The following is a 14,926-nucleotide window of genomic DNA, read 5'->3' on the forward strand; positions in this document are numbered from 1 at the left end:
GATGACGCGCCCCATCAAGGAATCGGTTCTCGCGCGAGGGACGCCGCCTCATAGTGTCTTTCATCACGCTCATGCCGCAAAGTCGGCGCCGATGCCGACAGCAATCGTGTATAGGCGTGCCGTGGATGCGCGAACACCGCCTCCACGTCGCCCTCTTCGACGACGCGCCCCGACTTGAGGACGAGCACTCGATCGCACAGATGCCCCACGACATCGAGGTCATGGGAGATAAAGAGCAGCGCGGTCGCATGCCGGGCTTGCAGGGACACCAGCAGATCGAGCACCTGCGCCTGCACATAAACATCGAGCGCAGAAACCGGCTCGTCGCAGACGATCAGCGCCGGTTCCGGCGCAAGCGCCCGCGCGATCGCCACGCGCTGCCGCTGCCCGCCAGAAAGCGACGCCGGCCGTCGGTCCAGATACGCCGCACTCAGCCCGACCTGCTCCAGTAATTCGACGCTGCGAGCAAGGACCGCGGCCTTCGAAAGACCTCGCGAATGCAGCCCCTCGAACAGCAATTCGCGCACGGCATGCCGCGGGTCGAACGAACTTAACGGATCCTGCGGGATATATTGCATGCGCGAGCGCAGCGCGCTACGCGCCGTCTCGCCGATACCGGCGCCGTTCCATTCACGCCCCAGAAAACGCACGGCCCCGCGATCCGGCGTAAGCAGCCCCAGCACGATATTCCCGCAAGTGCTCTTGCCCGATCCCGATTCGCCGATGATGCCAAGCACCTCGCCCTCGCGCACGCGAAACGACACATCGTCGAGCGCGGTGAAGCGTTGGTCGCGACCCCCGCCGCGCCGTGCATAGGTCTTGCCGATGCCTGCCACATCGAGCACCGCGCGATCTGACGGGGCCGCCCGAGGCGGCAGTTGATCGCGCACGATCGCCGGCATCGCTCCGCGCGTCGTGACCGCCATGCGCGCCGAACTGAGCCGATGCCCGCGCGACTCCAGCGATGGCTGCGCGGCCAGCAACTGCCGCGTGTAGTCGTGCGACGGATGCTGCAGCACGTCCCGCGTTGCGCCGCTGTCGACGACCTTGCCGCCGTGCATGACGAGCACGCGATTCGCGATGCCCGCGACTACCGCAAGATTGTGGCTGATCAGCAAGACGCCGACGCCCTGCGCGAGACGCTCGCCGAGCACCGCGAGCACTTGCGCCTGCACGGTCACATCGAGCGCGGTGGTCGGTTCGTCCGCGATGACGAGCGCCGGGCCGGCCGCAATCGCCGACGCGATCAGCGCGCGCTGCCGCAGGCCGCCCGAGAGTTCGTGCGCGTATTGCCGGGCACGCATCGCCGGTTCGGGAATGCCCACGTCCGTCATCACGTCGTGCACCCGCGCACGTCTATCGGCGCGCGAGCGCAGCACGCGATGATGCGCGAGCACCTCCTCGATCTCCGCGCCGATCGTGCGCAGCGGATCGAGCGAGACGAGCGCGTCCTGCATCACCAGTCCGGCGAAGGGACCCCGCAAGCCACGCCAGTCGCGCTCGGTGAACGCGAGCGCATCGCGTCCGGCGATCTCGAAGCGTTCCGCGGTAATCCGCGCCCCGCGCCCCGCCAAACCGATCAGACTGCGCGCCGTGAGACTTTTGCCCGAGCCGGACTCGCCCACGAGCGCGACGCACTCGCCGGGCCGGATCGTCAGATCGACGCCCTGCACGAGCGGCGTGCCGCCGTGCCCATTCGCGAAACCGATGGACAGCCCGCGAATCTTCACCAGCGGCCGATCCGTCACCGATGCCTGCGCGTTCATGCGCGTACCTCGAACTTGCGTTGCAGGAAGCGGCCGATGACCGCGAATGACAAGACGGTCAACGTGATCCCCATGCCCGAAAACACGCTCGGCCACCACGCGACGCGCAACACGTCGCGCCCTTCGGCGAGCATCACGCCCCACTCGGGCGTCGGCGGTTGCGGACCCAGCCCGAGAAAGCTCAGTCCTGACACGGCGATGATCGCGCTGCCGATATCGATCGTCGCGATGGCCGGCACCGCGACGAGCACGTTCGGCAGCACATGGCGAAAGAAAATCTGCGTGCGCGAGAGGCCGAAGCTCACCGCGTGCGTGACGTAGTCCGCGTGGCGCACGACGAGCGCCTGCGAACGCAGCACGCGCCCGAACTTCGGAATGCCCGCGATGCCCACGGCAATGGCGATATTGACAATGCCCTGTCCGAGGAAGGTCACGACGAAGAGCGACAACAGGATTGGCGGAAACGCGGAAAGCACGTCGAAGACGCGCGACGCGGCTTCATCGGCGAGACGGTTCGACAAGCCCGCAAAGAGGCCGACGACGAGCCCGATCGCAAGGCTCACGATCATGCTCGCGAGTCCGATCAGCAACGAATAGCGCGCGCCGTGTATCACGCGCGAAAGCACGTCGCGCCCGATGCGATCGGTGCCGAACCAGTGCTGCGCGTCGGGCGGCTGCAGCGTCGCGGCGACGTCGCTCGCGAGCGGATCGAACGGCGTCACGATGCGTGGAAAGGCCATTGCCATGCCGAGCGCGACGACAAACGCCACGGCGATCATCACGCTCGCGGGTAGCGGTGCGCGCCCCCGCGCGAATGCGGTACGTATCACGGTGCTCATTGTCTGCGCAACCTCGGATCGATGAAGAGATAGGCGATGTCGAGCAACGTCGACATGACGACGTGCACGAACGCCGCGAGCAGCACGACGGCCAGCACCACCGGCACGTCTTGCGATGTCACCGCGTAGAGCGTCACGCTGCCGATGCCCGGCCTGCCGAACATTTTCTCGGTGATGACCGCGCCGCCGAGCAGGCTGCCGACTAGCCAGCCGCCGAGCGTCACGACCGGCAGCAACGCATGGCGCAGCACATGGCGCGCGCGCAGGACAAGTTCGGACACGCCACGCGCGCGTATCGTCGTGACGAATGGTTTCGCCAGTGCCGCTTCAATCGATTCACGCATCACCTGCGAAAGAATCCCGGCGGTCGGCAGCGCCAGCGTCACGGCGGGCAGGACGAGCGCGCGCCAGCCGTTCGCGCCCGATACGGGAAAGAGCCGCAACTGGAAGGAGAACGCGATCAGCAGCAACATGCCGAGCCAGAACACCGGCGTGGACGTAAACGTGAGCTCGATCAGCGACGCGCATCGCGCACCGAGCGCGCCCCACGCCCCGCGCGTGCCCTCCCCGCCCGCCGTCACCGTCGCCACCACAATGGCGAGCACGAGCGCGAGCGCGCCGGCAGACAACGCGAGTAGCATCGTCGGCCAAAGCTGGCTGCGCAGCACGTCGCGCACCGGCTGCTGCATCACGAACGACGTGCCCAGGTCGCCATGCGCGAGCCGCAGCAGGAATTGCCCGTATTGCCACGGCAGACTGTGATCGAGGCCCCACTGCGCGGCGATCGCCTCGCGCAAGCCGGGATACGCGAGATCGCCCGCGAGCACGTCCTCGATGCGTCCCGGCAGAGCGTGTATCGCGACGAAAGCCACCGACGCCGCGAGCCACAGCACGAGCAATCCTGTCATCAGGCGCGTCGCAATCTGTCTGCGCATCTCACGCTCCCTGTTTGTCGATCCAGATGTCGTAAGCGCTCGCCGGGCCGTCCAGTTGCGGCTCGAAACCGATGCCATGCACGTTCGACTTCGACGCGAGGTGATACACCGGCGCGAACAGCGGCACGATGAACGCCTGATCGACGGCGCGTGCCTGGATCTCGCCGAGCAGCTTGCGCCGTTCATCGCCGATCGGCATCAGGCGCGCGCGGTCGATGTCGCCGGTGATCTTCTTGTCGGAGGCAGGAATGGCGCTATAGAGGAAGCCCTTGTCGCCGAGCATGTCCCACAGTTCCATCGCGACATCGGACGGGTTGTCCGTGTTCGGATAGATGAACCACACGCCGGTCGCCTTCTGATTGGCGAAGTCGCCTGCAGTCGTGATGCGCAGGTCCAGATTGAGCCCGATGTTCTGCCGCAGCGCCGACTGCACTGCACGGATAAGCACGTCACGGCTGTCGCGGACGTAGGGTTGGGGATAGCCGACTTCGATCGTTAGTCGCTTTCCCTCCTTGGTCCGAAACCCGTCCTTGTCGCGCGCGGTCCATCCGGCTTCGTCGAGCAGACGGTTCGCGTCGGCGATCTTGTTGCCCCATGAACCCTCGAGTTGTTTCGCGTAGTCCGGATTGTCCGGACCGATGTTCGACCATGCGCGCCGCACCGTGCCGAGATACACGCTCTTCACCATGGCGTCGAGGTCGAAGCCGTCGCGCAGCGCGCGCCGCACGCGGACGTCGTTCGCGGGCGGCACCGTGTAGTTGATGTTCAGCGTGAACGATGTGGTCGCGGACGGACCGTGCACGTACTGGAAGCCATCGACCTTGTCGAACGCGGCGATGTCGGTCGGCTGGACGCCTTCGATCAGATCGACCTGCCCCGAACTCAGCGCGCCGGTTCGCACGGCCGCCTCAGGCAAGAACCGATAAGTGACGCGATAGAGATAGGCCGGTCCGCGATGCGCTGCGTTGTCGGGCGCCCATCGATAATCGGGATTGCGTTCGAAGGTCGCCTGCTGTCCGCGCTGATACGACTTGAACACGAAAGGCCCGGTCCCGACGATGCCCGGTCCCCCGCCGCACAGGTCCTTGTTCTCGGCGAGCGCCTTCGGCGAGATGAAGCCGAGCTTGACGCTCGAGAGCGATTCGAGCGTCGTGGAATCGGCCTGCTTCATCACGAGCCTGGCAACGTAAGGCGACACCACTTCGACGTGATCGAACGCGACGAGCAGCGACGCGGACGCCGATGTCGTGCTGACGTTCCTCAGGATGTAGTCGAAGTTGGCTTTCACCGCGTCAGCATTGAACGGCGAGCCGTCAGTGAACTTCACGTCGTCGCGCAGCTGGAATGTGTAGCTCTTGCCGTCGTCGGCAATGCTCCACGACTTCGCGAGCCACGGCGCGTAGGTGCCGTCGGTGCGCTTCGAGACGAGGGAATCGATGTAATTGCGGATGACCCAGAACGAGTTTTGCTGCGATGAACGATGTGGATCGAAGCAAGCGGGTTCGGTCGTCACGCCCCAGATGAGATCGCCGCCCGTCGCCGGTTGTTTTGCGGCCGCGTGCGTGGTTGTTGTGGACTCCGATTTGCTGCAGGCGGTGATCGCCGCGTTCGAGGCGATCGTCATGACTATGGCCAAAGCGCGTGTGAGCGCCGGTCGTTTTACGTTCATCGAATGGAATTCCCCGAGCAGACAAAAAGACGCGATGCCCGCAGCCCTTAGCGTGGTCCGGCGCAGCGTGCAGACAGGCGGGCGGCATCGCGATAGATCGAAAAGCTTACGGTCGACATGACATTCGAGGCAACGAAGCAAAGTTCATAAACATAGTTGACGCCTAGCCTTGCAACCGTTGCGCAAGATTGGGCGGCCGATTCTAGTGCAGCCTTTTCCAAGCGATAACCAATGAGGTTTCATATCGATATCACGCGGGCCTTGCCGGCACGATGGCTTCCGTTTGCGCATCGCTTCTGTTCGACAGATGCTTCGCATTGCAAATCGCCTTGCCGCGACATTACAAATCAGAATTCGTTTGTTCGGCATTGGTAAGCGCGACCGTAAGATCGCCTTCCGCCAGAAACTCCTGGTTAACACGTACAAAAAGGAAGCGAGTGAAACGAGTCGGACTCGCCAGCGCCGCTGGCCTGATGGTCGCCCTTCCCGGCATCGCGCAGGCGCAAAGCTCGGTGACGCTTTACGGGCTCATCGATGCCGGCATCGCCTACACGAACAACCAGCGCGGGGCATCGAACGTGCAGGCGACCAGCGGCAAGCTCAACGGCAGCCGCTGGGGCATCAAGGGCGTCGAAGATCTGGGCGGCGGCTATACCGCGCTCTTCACGCTGGAAAACGGCTATCGCGTCAACGACGGCACGCTTGCGCAAGGCGGACGCGAGTTCGGGCGGCAAGCATATGCGGGCGTGGGAAAGAAAGGCATCGGCACGCTGACGCTCGGGCGTCAATACGATCCGAACACCGATCTCGTCGCCCTCTTCGCAGGGCCGGGGTTCTGGTCGCCCGCCACGCATGTCGGCGATAACGACAATCTGAACCAGACGTTCCGCATCAACAACGCAGTCAAGTTCAAGAGCGATACCATCGCGGGCGTAACCGTCGATGCCCTGTATGCCTTCAGCAATCAGGCCAGTAACGGCGCAGGCGCGGGCTTCGGCAATAACCGCGCGTGGGGCGTATCGGCAAGCTACGGGCGCGGGCCGTTGTCGCTCGGCGCGGGCTATGTACGGCTCGATCATCCGAATGCGACGACGAACACGAGCGGCGCAATCGGCGGTGCATCGACGACATCCGGCGATGACTACAGCGGCGCGCTCTTCTATGGCCTCAACGGTGGCGTCGCGCGTCAGCAGATCACCGTGGCGGGCGGCAATTATGCGATCGGATCGCTGGCGACCATCGGCTTTGCGTGGAGTCACACGCAACTCGACTACAACGACGGCTCCTCGCGCAAGTTCAATAACTACGACGTCAACGGACGTTACAGCATCACGCCGGCGACGACGCTCGTAGGCGTCTACACGTTCACCGACGGCCGCGCTTACAGCCTGCCCGGCACGAATGGCGCGACGCTCAAGCCTCGCTGGCATCAGTTCACGCTGGGCGTCGATTACGCATTGTCGAAGCGTACCGACGTGTATCTGTCGGGCGTCTATCAGCTTGCCGCCGAGGATGCATCGACACGCGTCGGCACCGGCTATCGAGCGATCGCTGCTATCGCCGACGCCGGAGCCGCATCGTCGACGAACCGGCAAGTGGCGGCGTTCGGCGGCGTGCGGGTGAGGTTCTGAGCGAATCGTTATCGCGTTGACGATCCATGTCTGCGTGGATGATCGACGGGGAGCCACGCGTCAACCTCTTTTGCAGCGACGGAATATGTGCGTCATTGCTTCTGTTGGTAAAGTACGCGATCGACCCCGCTCTCACGCGGGATGACAACCCTTCTCGTGCCAAAGCGACAATGACAACAATCGCCGCAACACGCAGTGCATGGGCCGCGCCGATGCGTTCCGTCGCCCTCTCCGCGCTTACCGCACTTGCTGCATTCAGCGCCGCGCCGCAATCCGCGCAAGCAGCAAGCAAGACGCTCGTGTTCTGCTCCGAAGGCAGTCCCGCCGGATTCGATTCCGCGCAATACACGACGAGCACGGACTTCGATGCCGGCGCGCACGCCGTCTTCGACACATTGGTCGAGTTCAAGCGCGGCACGCTGGATCTCACGCCGGGTCTCGCCGAGACCTGGGACGCGTCACCGGATGCGAAGACGTTCACGTTCCATCTGCGTCATGGCGTGAAGTTTCAATCGACGTCCTACTTCAAGCCGACGCGCGACTTCAATGCGGACGATGTCGTGTTCACGTTCAGGCGCATGATCGACCCGAACGAGCCTTTTCAGAAAGCGCATCCGGTCAGCTTTCCGTATCTGACCGACCTCGGCTACGACAAGAACATCGCGTCCGTCGACAAGCTGGACGATTACACGGTGCGCTTTACGCTCAGGACGCCGGACGTCGTGTTCGTGCGTAATGTGGCGATGGAGTTTGCATCCATCGCGTCGGCGGAATATGCCGCGCAGCTGCTCAAGTCGGGCAAGGTCGAGGACTTCAACCAGAAGCCTGTTGGCACCGGCGCTTTCGTTTTCCGCGATTATCAGAAAGACTCGACGATTCGCTACGACGCCAATCCGACCTTCTGGAACAGGAAGGACGTGCACATCGACAAGCTCGTCTTCTCCATCACACCGGACGCCGCCGTGCGCGAACAGAAACTCGAGAGCGGCGAATGCCAGGTCACGTCTTTCGCACGGCCGGCCGATATTGCGAGCGCGAAGAAGAAGCCGAATCTCGCCGTGCTGTCTGGCGTGGGCTTCAACGTCGCTTACGTCGGATACAACACAACGCACAAGCCGCTCGACAACGTGCAGGTGCGTCGCGCGCTCGACATGGCGATCGACAAACAGGCGATCATCAAGTCCGTGTACGAAGGCGCCGCGACGGTCGCCACCAACCCGATGCCGCCATCGCAATGGTCGTATAACAAGGCGTTGAAGGACGCGCCGTATGATCCGGCACGCGCGCGAGCGTTACTGAAAGAGGCAGGCTTTCCCGACGGCTTCGCCATCACGCTCTGGGCCATGCCTGTGCAGCGCGGCTACAACCCGAACGCCCGGCTGATGGCGCAACTCATTCAGTCCGACTGGGCGAAGATCGGCGTGAAGGCGAACATCGTGACTTACGAATGGGCCGAGTACAACAAGCGCGCGAAGACCAATGGCGAACATGACGCCATCCTCTACGGCTGGCTCGGTGACAACGGCGATCCCGACAACTGGCTTGGCACGACGCTCGGCTGCGACGCTGTGCACGGCAGCAACATGGCGAAATGGTGCAACAAGCAGTTCGACGATCTGCTCTCGAGAGCCCGGCTCGTCACCGATCAGAGCGCGCGCACAAAGCTCTATGAAGAAGCGCAGGTCGTGTTCAAGGACCAGGTTCCTTACACGCCGATCGCCCACGCTAACACGTTCCAGCCCATCTCCAAGCGAGTGCACGGATACTTGATTAGTCCGCTGGGCGGCCATCGTTTCGATGGCATAACGCTTGAATGAATCGACCTGCCCCCGGTTTCAGTCCGAGTTGCAGTTAGAGTCGGTTTCGCACTGCGGGCGCTGCCGTTTGCGGGCGGCAGCTATTCGGCCGGATTCTTCCCTGCGCTTCCCGTGCCCGGCCTCGGGATGACGATCACCGTCGCGCCGTTGACCACGACGGTCATGAATTCGGTGCCGGCCGACCGCGCGGGCATTGCGTCGGGCATCAACAACGCTGTTGCGCGCGTGGCTAGCCTGCTGGTGTTTGCCGTGCTCGGCATTGTGTTCGTCTGGTCGCACCATGCGGCGTTGTCGGCGCGGCTCGACGCGTTGCACGTGCCGCAGAATGCACGCGTGACCGCGACGTCGTTGCAGCCGGGTATTGAGTCTGCGACAGCGGCGGGCGATGGACGTGCGCTACCGGTCGCACGGGCAGACGCCGACGCCATCGCTGACGCGCTGCGCGCCGTCGCGCTGGTGGCGGCCGCGTGCGCTTTCGCCGGAGCGGGAATTGCGGCGGCAACCATTCAGCCGCGCAAGTGATGGAATTGTCGTCTTCATCGACGTCCAATTTCGCGGCTTATCAGCATGCTTCGGGTAAGATCAGTGGCGCGGACGGTTAAGTTCAGCGCGCAAGCACATGATCGTTAGCCGATGACACACCCATATCGCTATGCCGAGGCGACCGGCAAGCCGGCGATGAATTCATCGATCGCGGCGAACAGCGACGCGCGGCGCACGCCGTCCTGAGCCTCTATCGACAAACCTCCCATCAGCGTCATGCAGAGCGCGGCGATCGCTTGAACGTTGGCGTTGGCATCGAGTTCGCCTTCCTCGCGCGCCTGTTTGAGCCGTGCGGCAATCGCTCGCGCCACGTTGCGGCGTTCCGCGCGCAATTCGTCGCGTAGTTCGGCGTGCTCGATTCCAACCGACATGCCACCGAGAAAAATCATGCAGCCACGTGGGGCCTGACCGCTCGTGAACAGTACGACGCTCGCGCGGAACATCGCGCGTAGCGCGTCGCGCACAGATTCATGCGCGCGCAACTGTCGAACCGCTGCGCCGCCTTCCTCGCGTGCGTAGAGGGCAAGCGCCTCGCGATACAACTCCTGCTTGCTGCCGAAGGCGGCATAGATGCTTGGCGAATTGATGCGCATGGCATTGACGAGGTCGGACATCGAGCAGGTGTCGAAGCCTTTGGCCCAGAACACCTCCATTGCCCGCCTGAGCGCCGCATCGCGATCGAAAGCGCGCGGCCGGCCACGCGATCTTTGGGGCTCTTCCATGGGGCGCTGTCTGTCTAGCGTCATATTGTCTCCCGGCCCCACTGCACGCGGCGGCATTAATGACGTGCATGGAAATCACAATTATATGTCGAGCGTAACAAAATGTCTGGACCTTATCGCGCGATCGTCATTTAATATATGTGTCGATCGTTACATAAACCAGAGCTTTGGAGCTTTCCATGAGAACGTCTATTGCCGCCTTGTCTGCCGCGCTCGTTATTGCTGCGCCTATCACAACTTTCGCAAGCAGTGCTGCGCCTGTCGCCTCACCAGCGAGCCCTGTTTATTCCGTGTTCGTGGATCAACCGACGGGTTACACGTTCGTGAAGATGCCGTCAGGCTGGAAGTTCGTGGGAGCCGTATCGAAGGATGACGCGGAGCATTTGCCGGCCAACGTGCTGAGGTCCAGTTCGCTGCCCGGGGACTACGCACAGTCGACGGCTGCGGCATCGCTGAAGTGAGTAAGCGGGGAAATCGGGCTTCTCTGGCCGACGTTGTGACGCGACTCGACGTGACTCGACGTGACACGAGTCGTCGTCGCGCCGATCTTCCGCGCCGCGCGCAACGCAGACCCCTTTCCCCACACCGAACCAGCGGCCGCTTCGCACTCGAGGTGTTCGACGTCACGCGACGTCCACCACGATTTTTCCGCGTGCGGTCGCGTTTGCGATGGCATGGTAGGCGAGTTCCGCGGACTGCAGGTCGAACCGGCGAGGATCGAGATGCGACGTGAGCTTGCCGGCTTCGATCATCTGTGTGGCCTCGCGCAGCATCTCTCCATGATGCGCGCGATGCATGCCGGTCAGGAGCGGATAGAGGGTAAAGACTCCCGAGTACGTCGCTTCTCGAAACGATAGCGGAGCCAGCGCATGCGTGCCCCAGCCCAACGCGCTGACGACATGACCATAATGCTTGACTGCGGCGAACGACGCGTCGAGCGAAGGGCCCCCGACGGTGTCAACCACAACGTCGAAGCCTGCACCCTGCGTCAACGAGGCGACGTACTGCTCGACCGATTGCGACCGGTAGTCGATGGGCGTAGCGCCGAGACGCGCAATGAGACCGTGATCACGTGAACTCGCTGTTGCGAAGACCTGCGCTCCAAGTGCGCGTGCCAGTTGCACGGCGACATGCCCGACACCGCCTGCTCCGCCTTGCACCAGAACAGTTTGCCCCGCTTCAAGATGGGCGCGGTCGACTATGCCGGAATACGAGGTGATGAACGCAAGAGGCAGCGCCGCGGATTCACGCATCGACAGGTTGGCCGGCTTCATCGCTAGCAGATCGGCATCGACCGCCGCATACTGGGCCAGCGAGCCCTGAATGCCGCCGACGCCACCCGTCATGCCATAGACCTCGTCGCCGACATGGAAAGAGGTTACCCCCGGTCCAACGGCATCGACCACGCCAGCCATATCGATGCCGAGCACCAGCGGGAGCGGATGCTTCGCATGTGCTGCGCTGCCGGCGCGGATCTTGGTGTCGAGCGGATTAAGGCCGCTTGCGGCAATGCGCACACGGACCTGGCGCTGTGACGGTTCGGGCATCGGAATTTCAGTTAATTCGAGGGGGCCGTTGTAGCGGGTCAGGACGAGCGCCTTCATGGTCATGTGGCTTCCTATCGGGTTGCTTGCTCGAGAACGAGCCAATGGCTTTATTCTGGTTTATGCTGAAACGCATGTAAAACGACGTCTTCGCATATGCGCCATGCAAAAGTGAATGACCCCCGCCTCGATTGGGGTGATGTCCCGATCTTTCTGGCCATTGCCCGATGCGGCACGCTGGGGGCGGCAGCGAAGCGCGTAGGCCAGACCCAGCCGACGATGGGGCGCCGGTTGCGCGCACTCGAAGAGGCGCTCGGTCACGCGCTGTTCCAGCGCACAAGCGATGGCTTCTTGCTGACGGATGAGGGCGTTGCGGTGCTCGCCTATGCCGAGCGAATGGAGGAGGAAGCGCTCGGCTTCGCGCGCGCGCTCACCGGGAAGGAGACTCAATTGACAGGTCTCCTCCGCGTTTCCTCATCGGACTGGTTCGGCGTGCACATACTCACGCCAGTGTTCGCGCGCTTTCTCGCGAAGTACCCGGGCATCTCGTTGGAACTCGTCACGGATTCGCGCCTGTACAACCTCGCGCGCCGCGATGCGGATCTGCTGTTTCGCATCACGCCGTTCGACGAACCCGATGTCATACAGCGCAAACTGATGCACATCGACTACGCGTTGTATGGGCACGTCGATCTCGTTCCGCCGACACGCGGGTCGGGCGAAGGCTACACGCTGATCAGTATGAACAGCGAGTTCGGCTCCCTGCCCGACGTTGAGTGGGTCACACGCATGTTGCCCCGGGCCCGGATCGTCTTCGGCAGCAATAATCGTGGAGCACAGGCGCGCATGTGTGCCGAAGGTTCTGGGTTCGCAGTGCTGCCTTGTCCGCTCGGTGATGCGACGCCGGGCATCCGACGAGTCGATCTGGGCGAAGCGCCGCCGGGCCGCGATGTCTGGCTCGGCTATCATCGCGATTTACGTCGCGTCGCACGGCTGCGCGCACTCGTGGATGCAACGATGGATTCGCTAGCGAACGTCTGAGTGCGATGCTCTTCTGCGGACCTGGGACCGGCTCCAGTAAAGTGCCATTGCGTCGAATTTATCGTCCGACTGCTCGTCATATCGGATGCAACGTCTATTGCATCTTTACGATCTCAGCGCCAACGCAATAAGCGGCATCGCTGACTAGGGCCGATGCCGCCCGCCAGCCGCGTTCTCTTAGACTTGTGCCATCCCGCCATCAACGGTGAGTTCAATGCCCGAGATATAGCTGCTATCGTCGGATGCCAGGAACAACGCCGGCTTGGCGATTTCTTCCGAGAGACCAATGCGGCCCAGTGGCACCTGCGCAGCAATCCCCGACTTGAAGCCTTCAATCTGTTCGTCGGTTAGGCCGGCCTTGCCGAAGATCGGTGTATCTATAGGACCTGGGCTGATCGCATTCACACGTATCTTGCGTGCCTTGAGATCAGCCGTCAACGTGCGCGCCAACGAACGCACCGCAGCTTTAGTGGCCGAATAAACGCTGAACGCTTCCATACCGGTGGACGATGCAATCGACGCGTTCAGAATGATCGATCCACCGTCCGGCACCAGCGGAACAAGCTTCTGCACCGTGAAGTAAGTACCCTTCACGTTGACGTTGAATGTTTCATCGAAGTGCGCTTCCGTAACCTGATCGATCGGTGCGAACGAACCCAAACCTGCGTTCGCGAAGATGATGTCCACGCGGCCGTATTTCGCTTTCACGTGGTCGTGAAGCTTGTCCAGATCCGACAGCTTGGAGACATCGCCCAGCACGCCTTCCGCCTCGGCACCGATGCTTTTCACCGCTTCGTCGAGCTCCTTCTGACGGCGCCCCGTGATGATGACCTTCGCTCCTTCCTTAGCGAAGAGTCGGGCCGTTGCCAAGCCCATGCCGCTGTTTCCGCCCGTGATTACGGCGATCTTTCCCGGTAGTTTCGTCATCTCAGTCCTTGATTGGATGTTCGACCGTCAACATCGGTTGCGTGATGTTGAAGCGACTATAGGGGCGGTGCATCGCGAGAGATAGTAGGTGGCGACGAACACACTCCTCGGCTACAACGAATAATCCAGATGATGCTATCGATATGACGCCAGGGACTGAACGGCGCATCAGTTGAGGACGGCTCGATGCGCGCTGCCGTCCCGCGTAGGGGACGACAAGCATGTTCTAAATCTTCTTCCTTAACTCTTCGTTCCTGCTGTAAGCGTCATAGGTACACTGTGCTCGTTTTAGTGCAGAGCCGTTGGCCAGCGACCAGTTGTAAAGTGCAGCAAAGGGTTCGCGTAGCGAGCAGCCAAGAGCGCAAATCGTATACTCGACACCAATCGGCTGCGTCGGCAGGACTTTGCGATAGATAAGGCCGTTGCGCTCCAAACGCCTCAACGCCTCGGACAAGGCCTTGGGCGTGATGCCGTCCAGGCGGCGCTTGAGGTCGTTGAACCGTGCCGGCTGCGTGCAGAGGACGCTCAGAATCAGCACGGTCCACTTGTTGGCAATATGTTCCAGGATGGGCCGCGTCGTGGTGACATCGAGCGGCAGGTCGAGAACGTCTTTGGACATGGTGTGCGTGTCAATATCTGAAGACCATATAGTGCCTTTTTGCGAGTTGAGACGCGCGCTCTGCCGTCCGACTTGATCGGCGACGAAGCTGCTCGCTGTTGAGTGGCAGCGCCATGTCCTTCGGAAAGCGGCGCAGGTTAGACCTGCGCCATGCCGCCATCGACCGGTAGCTCGGCTCCAGTGATAAAGCTGCTTTGGTCGCTGGCGAGGAACAACGCCGCCGATGCGACTTCCTCGGCACGGCCAAGACGCGCAAGCGGGATCCGTTCCATCAGCGTCTTGCGCACGTCGTCGGACACCGCAGCCATCATCGCGGTGTCGATTGGTCCTGGTGCTACGACGTTGACGCGGATGTTGCGGTGCGCCAGTTCATTGGCCATCGTCCGCGCGAACGAGCGGACAGCAGCCTTCGTTGCCCCGTAGACGCCGTAGCCTTTGGTGCCGAGCTCATCCGCGATGGAGCCTACGAGCACGAGCGAGCCGCCGTCCGGCATGATGGCCGTCGCCGCCTTGACGGCGAACAGCAGCGCGCGGACGTTGACGTCGAAGGTCCGGTCGAAATGTTCTTCGCTGATGTCTTCGAGAGTCGCGAACTCGGAGATGCCGGCGTTGACGGCGAGCACGTCCACTCGTCCGGCCTCGCTCGTCACCGCGTCAAAGAAGGCAGCGAGCGACGTCAGATCGGATGCATCGGCGCGGCGCGTACGCAGCCTTCCGGCCCCGAGCGCGACCTCTCTCTCTTCGACGCGACGACTGCTGGCGTACACTGTGGCGCCTTCCGCCGCGAACCGCTCGGCGATTGCTCCACCGATGCCGCCACAGCCGCCGACCACAACGGCGATCTTTCCATGAAGGTTGCTCATATGTCCTCAC

Annotated in this window: 13 protein-coding genes and 1 pseudogene; 5 read left to right on the forward strand and 9 right to left on the reverse strand. The window is 62.6% G+C overall.

From position 1 onward, the window contains the following. Positions 1-14 precede the first annotated feature (14 nt). Genes nikE through NCR34_RS23970 form a run of 4 tightly spaced genes read right to left on the reverse strand, consistent with a single transcriptional unit; the run spans position 15 to position 5,164 of the window. The gene (gene nikE / locus NCR34_RS23955) at positions 15-1,766 is read right to left on the reverse strand and encodes a nickel ABC transporter ATP-binding protein NikE (protein WP_248324155.1); all 1,752 of its coding nucleotides are present in this window, start codon (positions 1,764-1,766) and stop codon (positions 15-17) included. Continuing rightward, on the reverse strand, positions 1,763-2,605 hold the full coding sequence (locus NCR34_RS23960; protein ID WP_248324154.1) for an ABC transporter permease: 843 nt from the start codon (positions 2,603-2,605) through the stop codon (positions 1,763-1,765). The genes nikE and NCR34_RS23960 overlap by 4 nt, the downstream gene beginning before the upstream one ends. Further along, entirely contained in the window at positions 2,602-3,540 is a 939-nt protein-coding gene (locus tag NCR34_RS23965) for an ABC transporter permease (RefSeq protein ID WP_248324153.1), read from the reverse strand. The genes NCR34_RS23960 and NCR34_RS23965 overlap by 4 nt, the downstream gene beginning before the upstream one ends. Before the next feature lies 1 nt (position 3,541). Further along, entirely contained in the window at positions 3,542-5,164 is a 1,623-nt protein-coding gene (locus NCR34_RS23970) for an ABC transporter substrate-binding protein (protein WP_248324152.1), read from the reverse strand. Between the two features lie 482 nt (positions 5,165-5,646). On the opposite strand from NCR34_RS23970, the gene NCR34_RS23975 reads away from it, so the two are divergent. The 3 genes and pseudogenes from NCR34_RS23975 to NCR34_RS23985 form a co-directional block, all read left to right on the forward strand. Next, positions 5,647-6,840 (forward strand): porin, encoded by a 1,194-nt coding sequence (locus NCR34_RS23975; RefSeq protein ID WP_502800122.1) that lies wholly within the window; start codon positions 5,647-5,649, stop codon positions 6,838-6,840. Between the two features lie 212 nt (positions 6,841-7,052). Then, the gene (locus tag NCR34_RS23980; protein ID WP_248324151.1) at positions 7,053-8,657 is read left to right on the forward strand and encodes an ABC transporter substrate-binding protein; all 1,605 of its coding nucleotides are present in this window, start codon (positions 7,053-7,055) and stop codon (positions 8,655-8,657) included. 39 nt (positions 8,658-8,696) lie between these two features. Next, a pseudogene (locus tag NCR34_RS23985) lies at positions 8,697-9,179 on the forward strand (MFS transporter); the annotation flags it as partial. A 128-nt stretch (positions 9,180-9,307) separates the two neighbouring features. Here NCR34_RS23985 and NCR34_RS23990 read toward each other — a convergent pair. Continuing rightward, positions 9,308-9,922, reverse strand: coding sequence for a TetR/AcrR family transcriptional regulator (locus tag NCR34_RS23990; RefSeq protein WP_248324150.1), 615 nt, complete (start codon positions 9,920-9,922; stop codon positions 9,308-9,310). A 296-nt stretch (positions 9,923-10,218) separates the two neighbouring features. Here NCR34_RS23990 and NCR34_RS23995 point away from each other — a divergent pair, with 296 nt between their 5' ends. Beyond that, positions 10,219-10,383, forward strand: a complete 165-nt coding sequence (locus NCR34_RS23995) for a hypothetical protein (protein ID WP_250501200.1) — start codon at positions 10,219-10,221, stop codon at positions 10,381-10,383. Positions 10,384-10,545: 162 nt separating this feature from the next. On the opposite strand, the gene NCR34_RS24000 is transcribed toward NCR34_RS23995, so the two are convergent. After that, entirely contained in the window at positions 10,546-11,532 is a 987-nt protein-coding gene (locus NCR34_RS24000; RefSeq protein WP_248324148.1) for a zinc-dependent alcohol dehydrogenase family protein, read from the reverse strand. Between the two features lie 90 nt (positions 11,533-11,622). Here NCR34_RS24000 and NCR34_RS24005 point away from each other — a divergent pair, with 90 nt between their 5' ends. Continuing rightward, positions 11,623-12,507, forward strand: a complete 885-nt coding sequence (locus NCR34_RS24005; protein ID WP_248324147.1) for a LysR family transcriptional regulator — start codon at positions 11,623-11,625, stop codon at positions 12,505-12,507. Positions 12,508-12,684: 177 nt separating this feature from the next. Here the strand turns inward: NCR34_RS24005 and NCR34_RS24010 are convergent, their stop codons facing one another. The 3 genes from NCR34_RS24010 to NCR34_RS24020 all read right to left on the reverse strand — a co-directional run bounded on the left by NCR34_RS24010 (position 12,685) and on the right by NCR34_RS24020 (position 14,916). Continuing rightward, positions 12,685-13,434, reverse strand: a complete 750-nt coding sequence (locus NCR34_RS24010) for a glucose 1-dehydrogenase (RefSeq protein WP_248324146.1) — start codon at positions 13,432-13,434, stop codon at positions 12,685-12,687. Between the two features lie 226 nt (positions 13,435-13,660). Beyond that, complete coding sequence (locus NCR34_RS24015) at positions 13,661-14,053, reverse strand: winged helix-turn-helix transcriptional regulator (protein WP_250501201.1); 393 nt, start codon at positions 14,051-14,053, stop codon at positions 13,661-13,663. A gap of 137 nt (positions 14,054-14,190) precedes the next feature. Next, positions 14,191-14,916 carry an SDR family NAD(P)-dependent oxidoreductase gene (locus tag NCR34_RS24020; protein WP_248324144.1) on the reverse strand — a complete coding sequence of 242 codons (726 nt, stop codon included), beginning with the start codon at positions 14,914-14,916 and terminating at the stop codon, positions 14,191-14,193. Positions 14,917-14,926 lie beyond the last annotated feature (10 nt).

The sequence above is a fragment of the Caballeronia sp. GAWG1-5s-s genome, assembly GCF_023631445.1.
Classification (GTDB): Bacteria; Pseudomonadota; Gammaproteobacteria; order Burkholderiales; family Burkholderiaceae; genus Caballeronia.

Bases quoted from the DNA above. Each gene is read 5' to 3' on its own strand.
- NCR34_RS23965 (WP_248324153.1), bottom strand. From the start codon at position 3,540: ATGCGCAGACAGATTGCGACGCGCCTGATGACAGGATTGCTCGTGCTG.
- nikE (WP_248324155.1), bottom strand. From the start codon at position 1,766: ATGAACGCGCAGGCATCGGTGACGGATCGGCCGCTGGTGAAGATTCGC.
- NCR34_RS23980 (WP_248324151.1), top strand. From the start codon at position 7,053: ATGCGTTCCGTCGCCCTCTCCGCGCTTACCGCACTTGCTGCATTCAGC.
- NCR34_RS24020 (WP_248324144.1), bottom strand. From the start codon at position 14,916: ATGAGCAACCTTCATGGAAAGATCGCCGTTGTGGTCGGCGGCTGTGGC.
- NCR34_RS24005 (WP_248324147.1), top strand. From the start codon at position 11,623: ATGCGCCATGCAAAAGTGAATGACCCCCGCCTCGATTGGGGTGATGTC.
- NCR34_RS23970 (WP_248324152.1), bottom strand. From the start codon at position 5,164: ATGACGATCGCCTCGAACGCGGCGATCACCGCCTGCAGCAAATCGGAG.
- NCR34_RS24015 (WP_250501201.1), bottom strand. From the start codon at position 14,053: ATGTCCAAAGACGTTCTCGACCTGCCGCTCGATGTCACCACGACGCGG.
- NCR34_RS23960 (WP_248324154.1), bottom strand. From the start codon at position 2,605: ATGAGCACCGTGATACGTACCGCATTCGCGCGGGGGCGCGCACCGCTA.
- NCR34_RS24010 (WP_248324146.1), bottom strand. From the start codon at position 13,434: ATGACGAAACTACCGGGAAAGATCGCCGTAATCACGGGCGGAAACAGC.
- NCR34_RS24000 (WP_248324148.1), bottom strand. From the start codon at position 11,532: ATGACCATGAAGGCGCTCGTCCTGACCCGCTACAACGGCCCCCTCGAA.
- NCR34_RS23990 (WP_248324150.1), bottom strand. From the start codon at position 9,922: ATGGAAGAGCCCCAAAGATCGCGTGGCCGGCCGCGCGCTTTCGATCGC.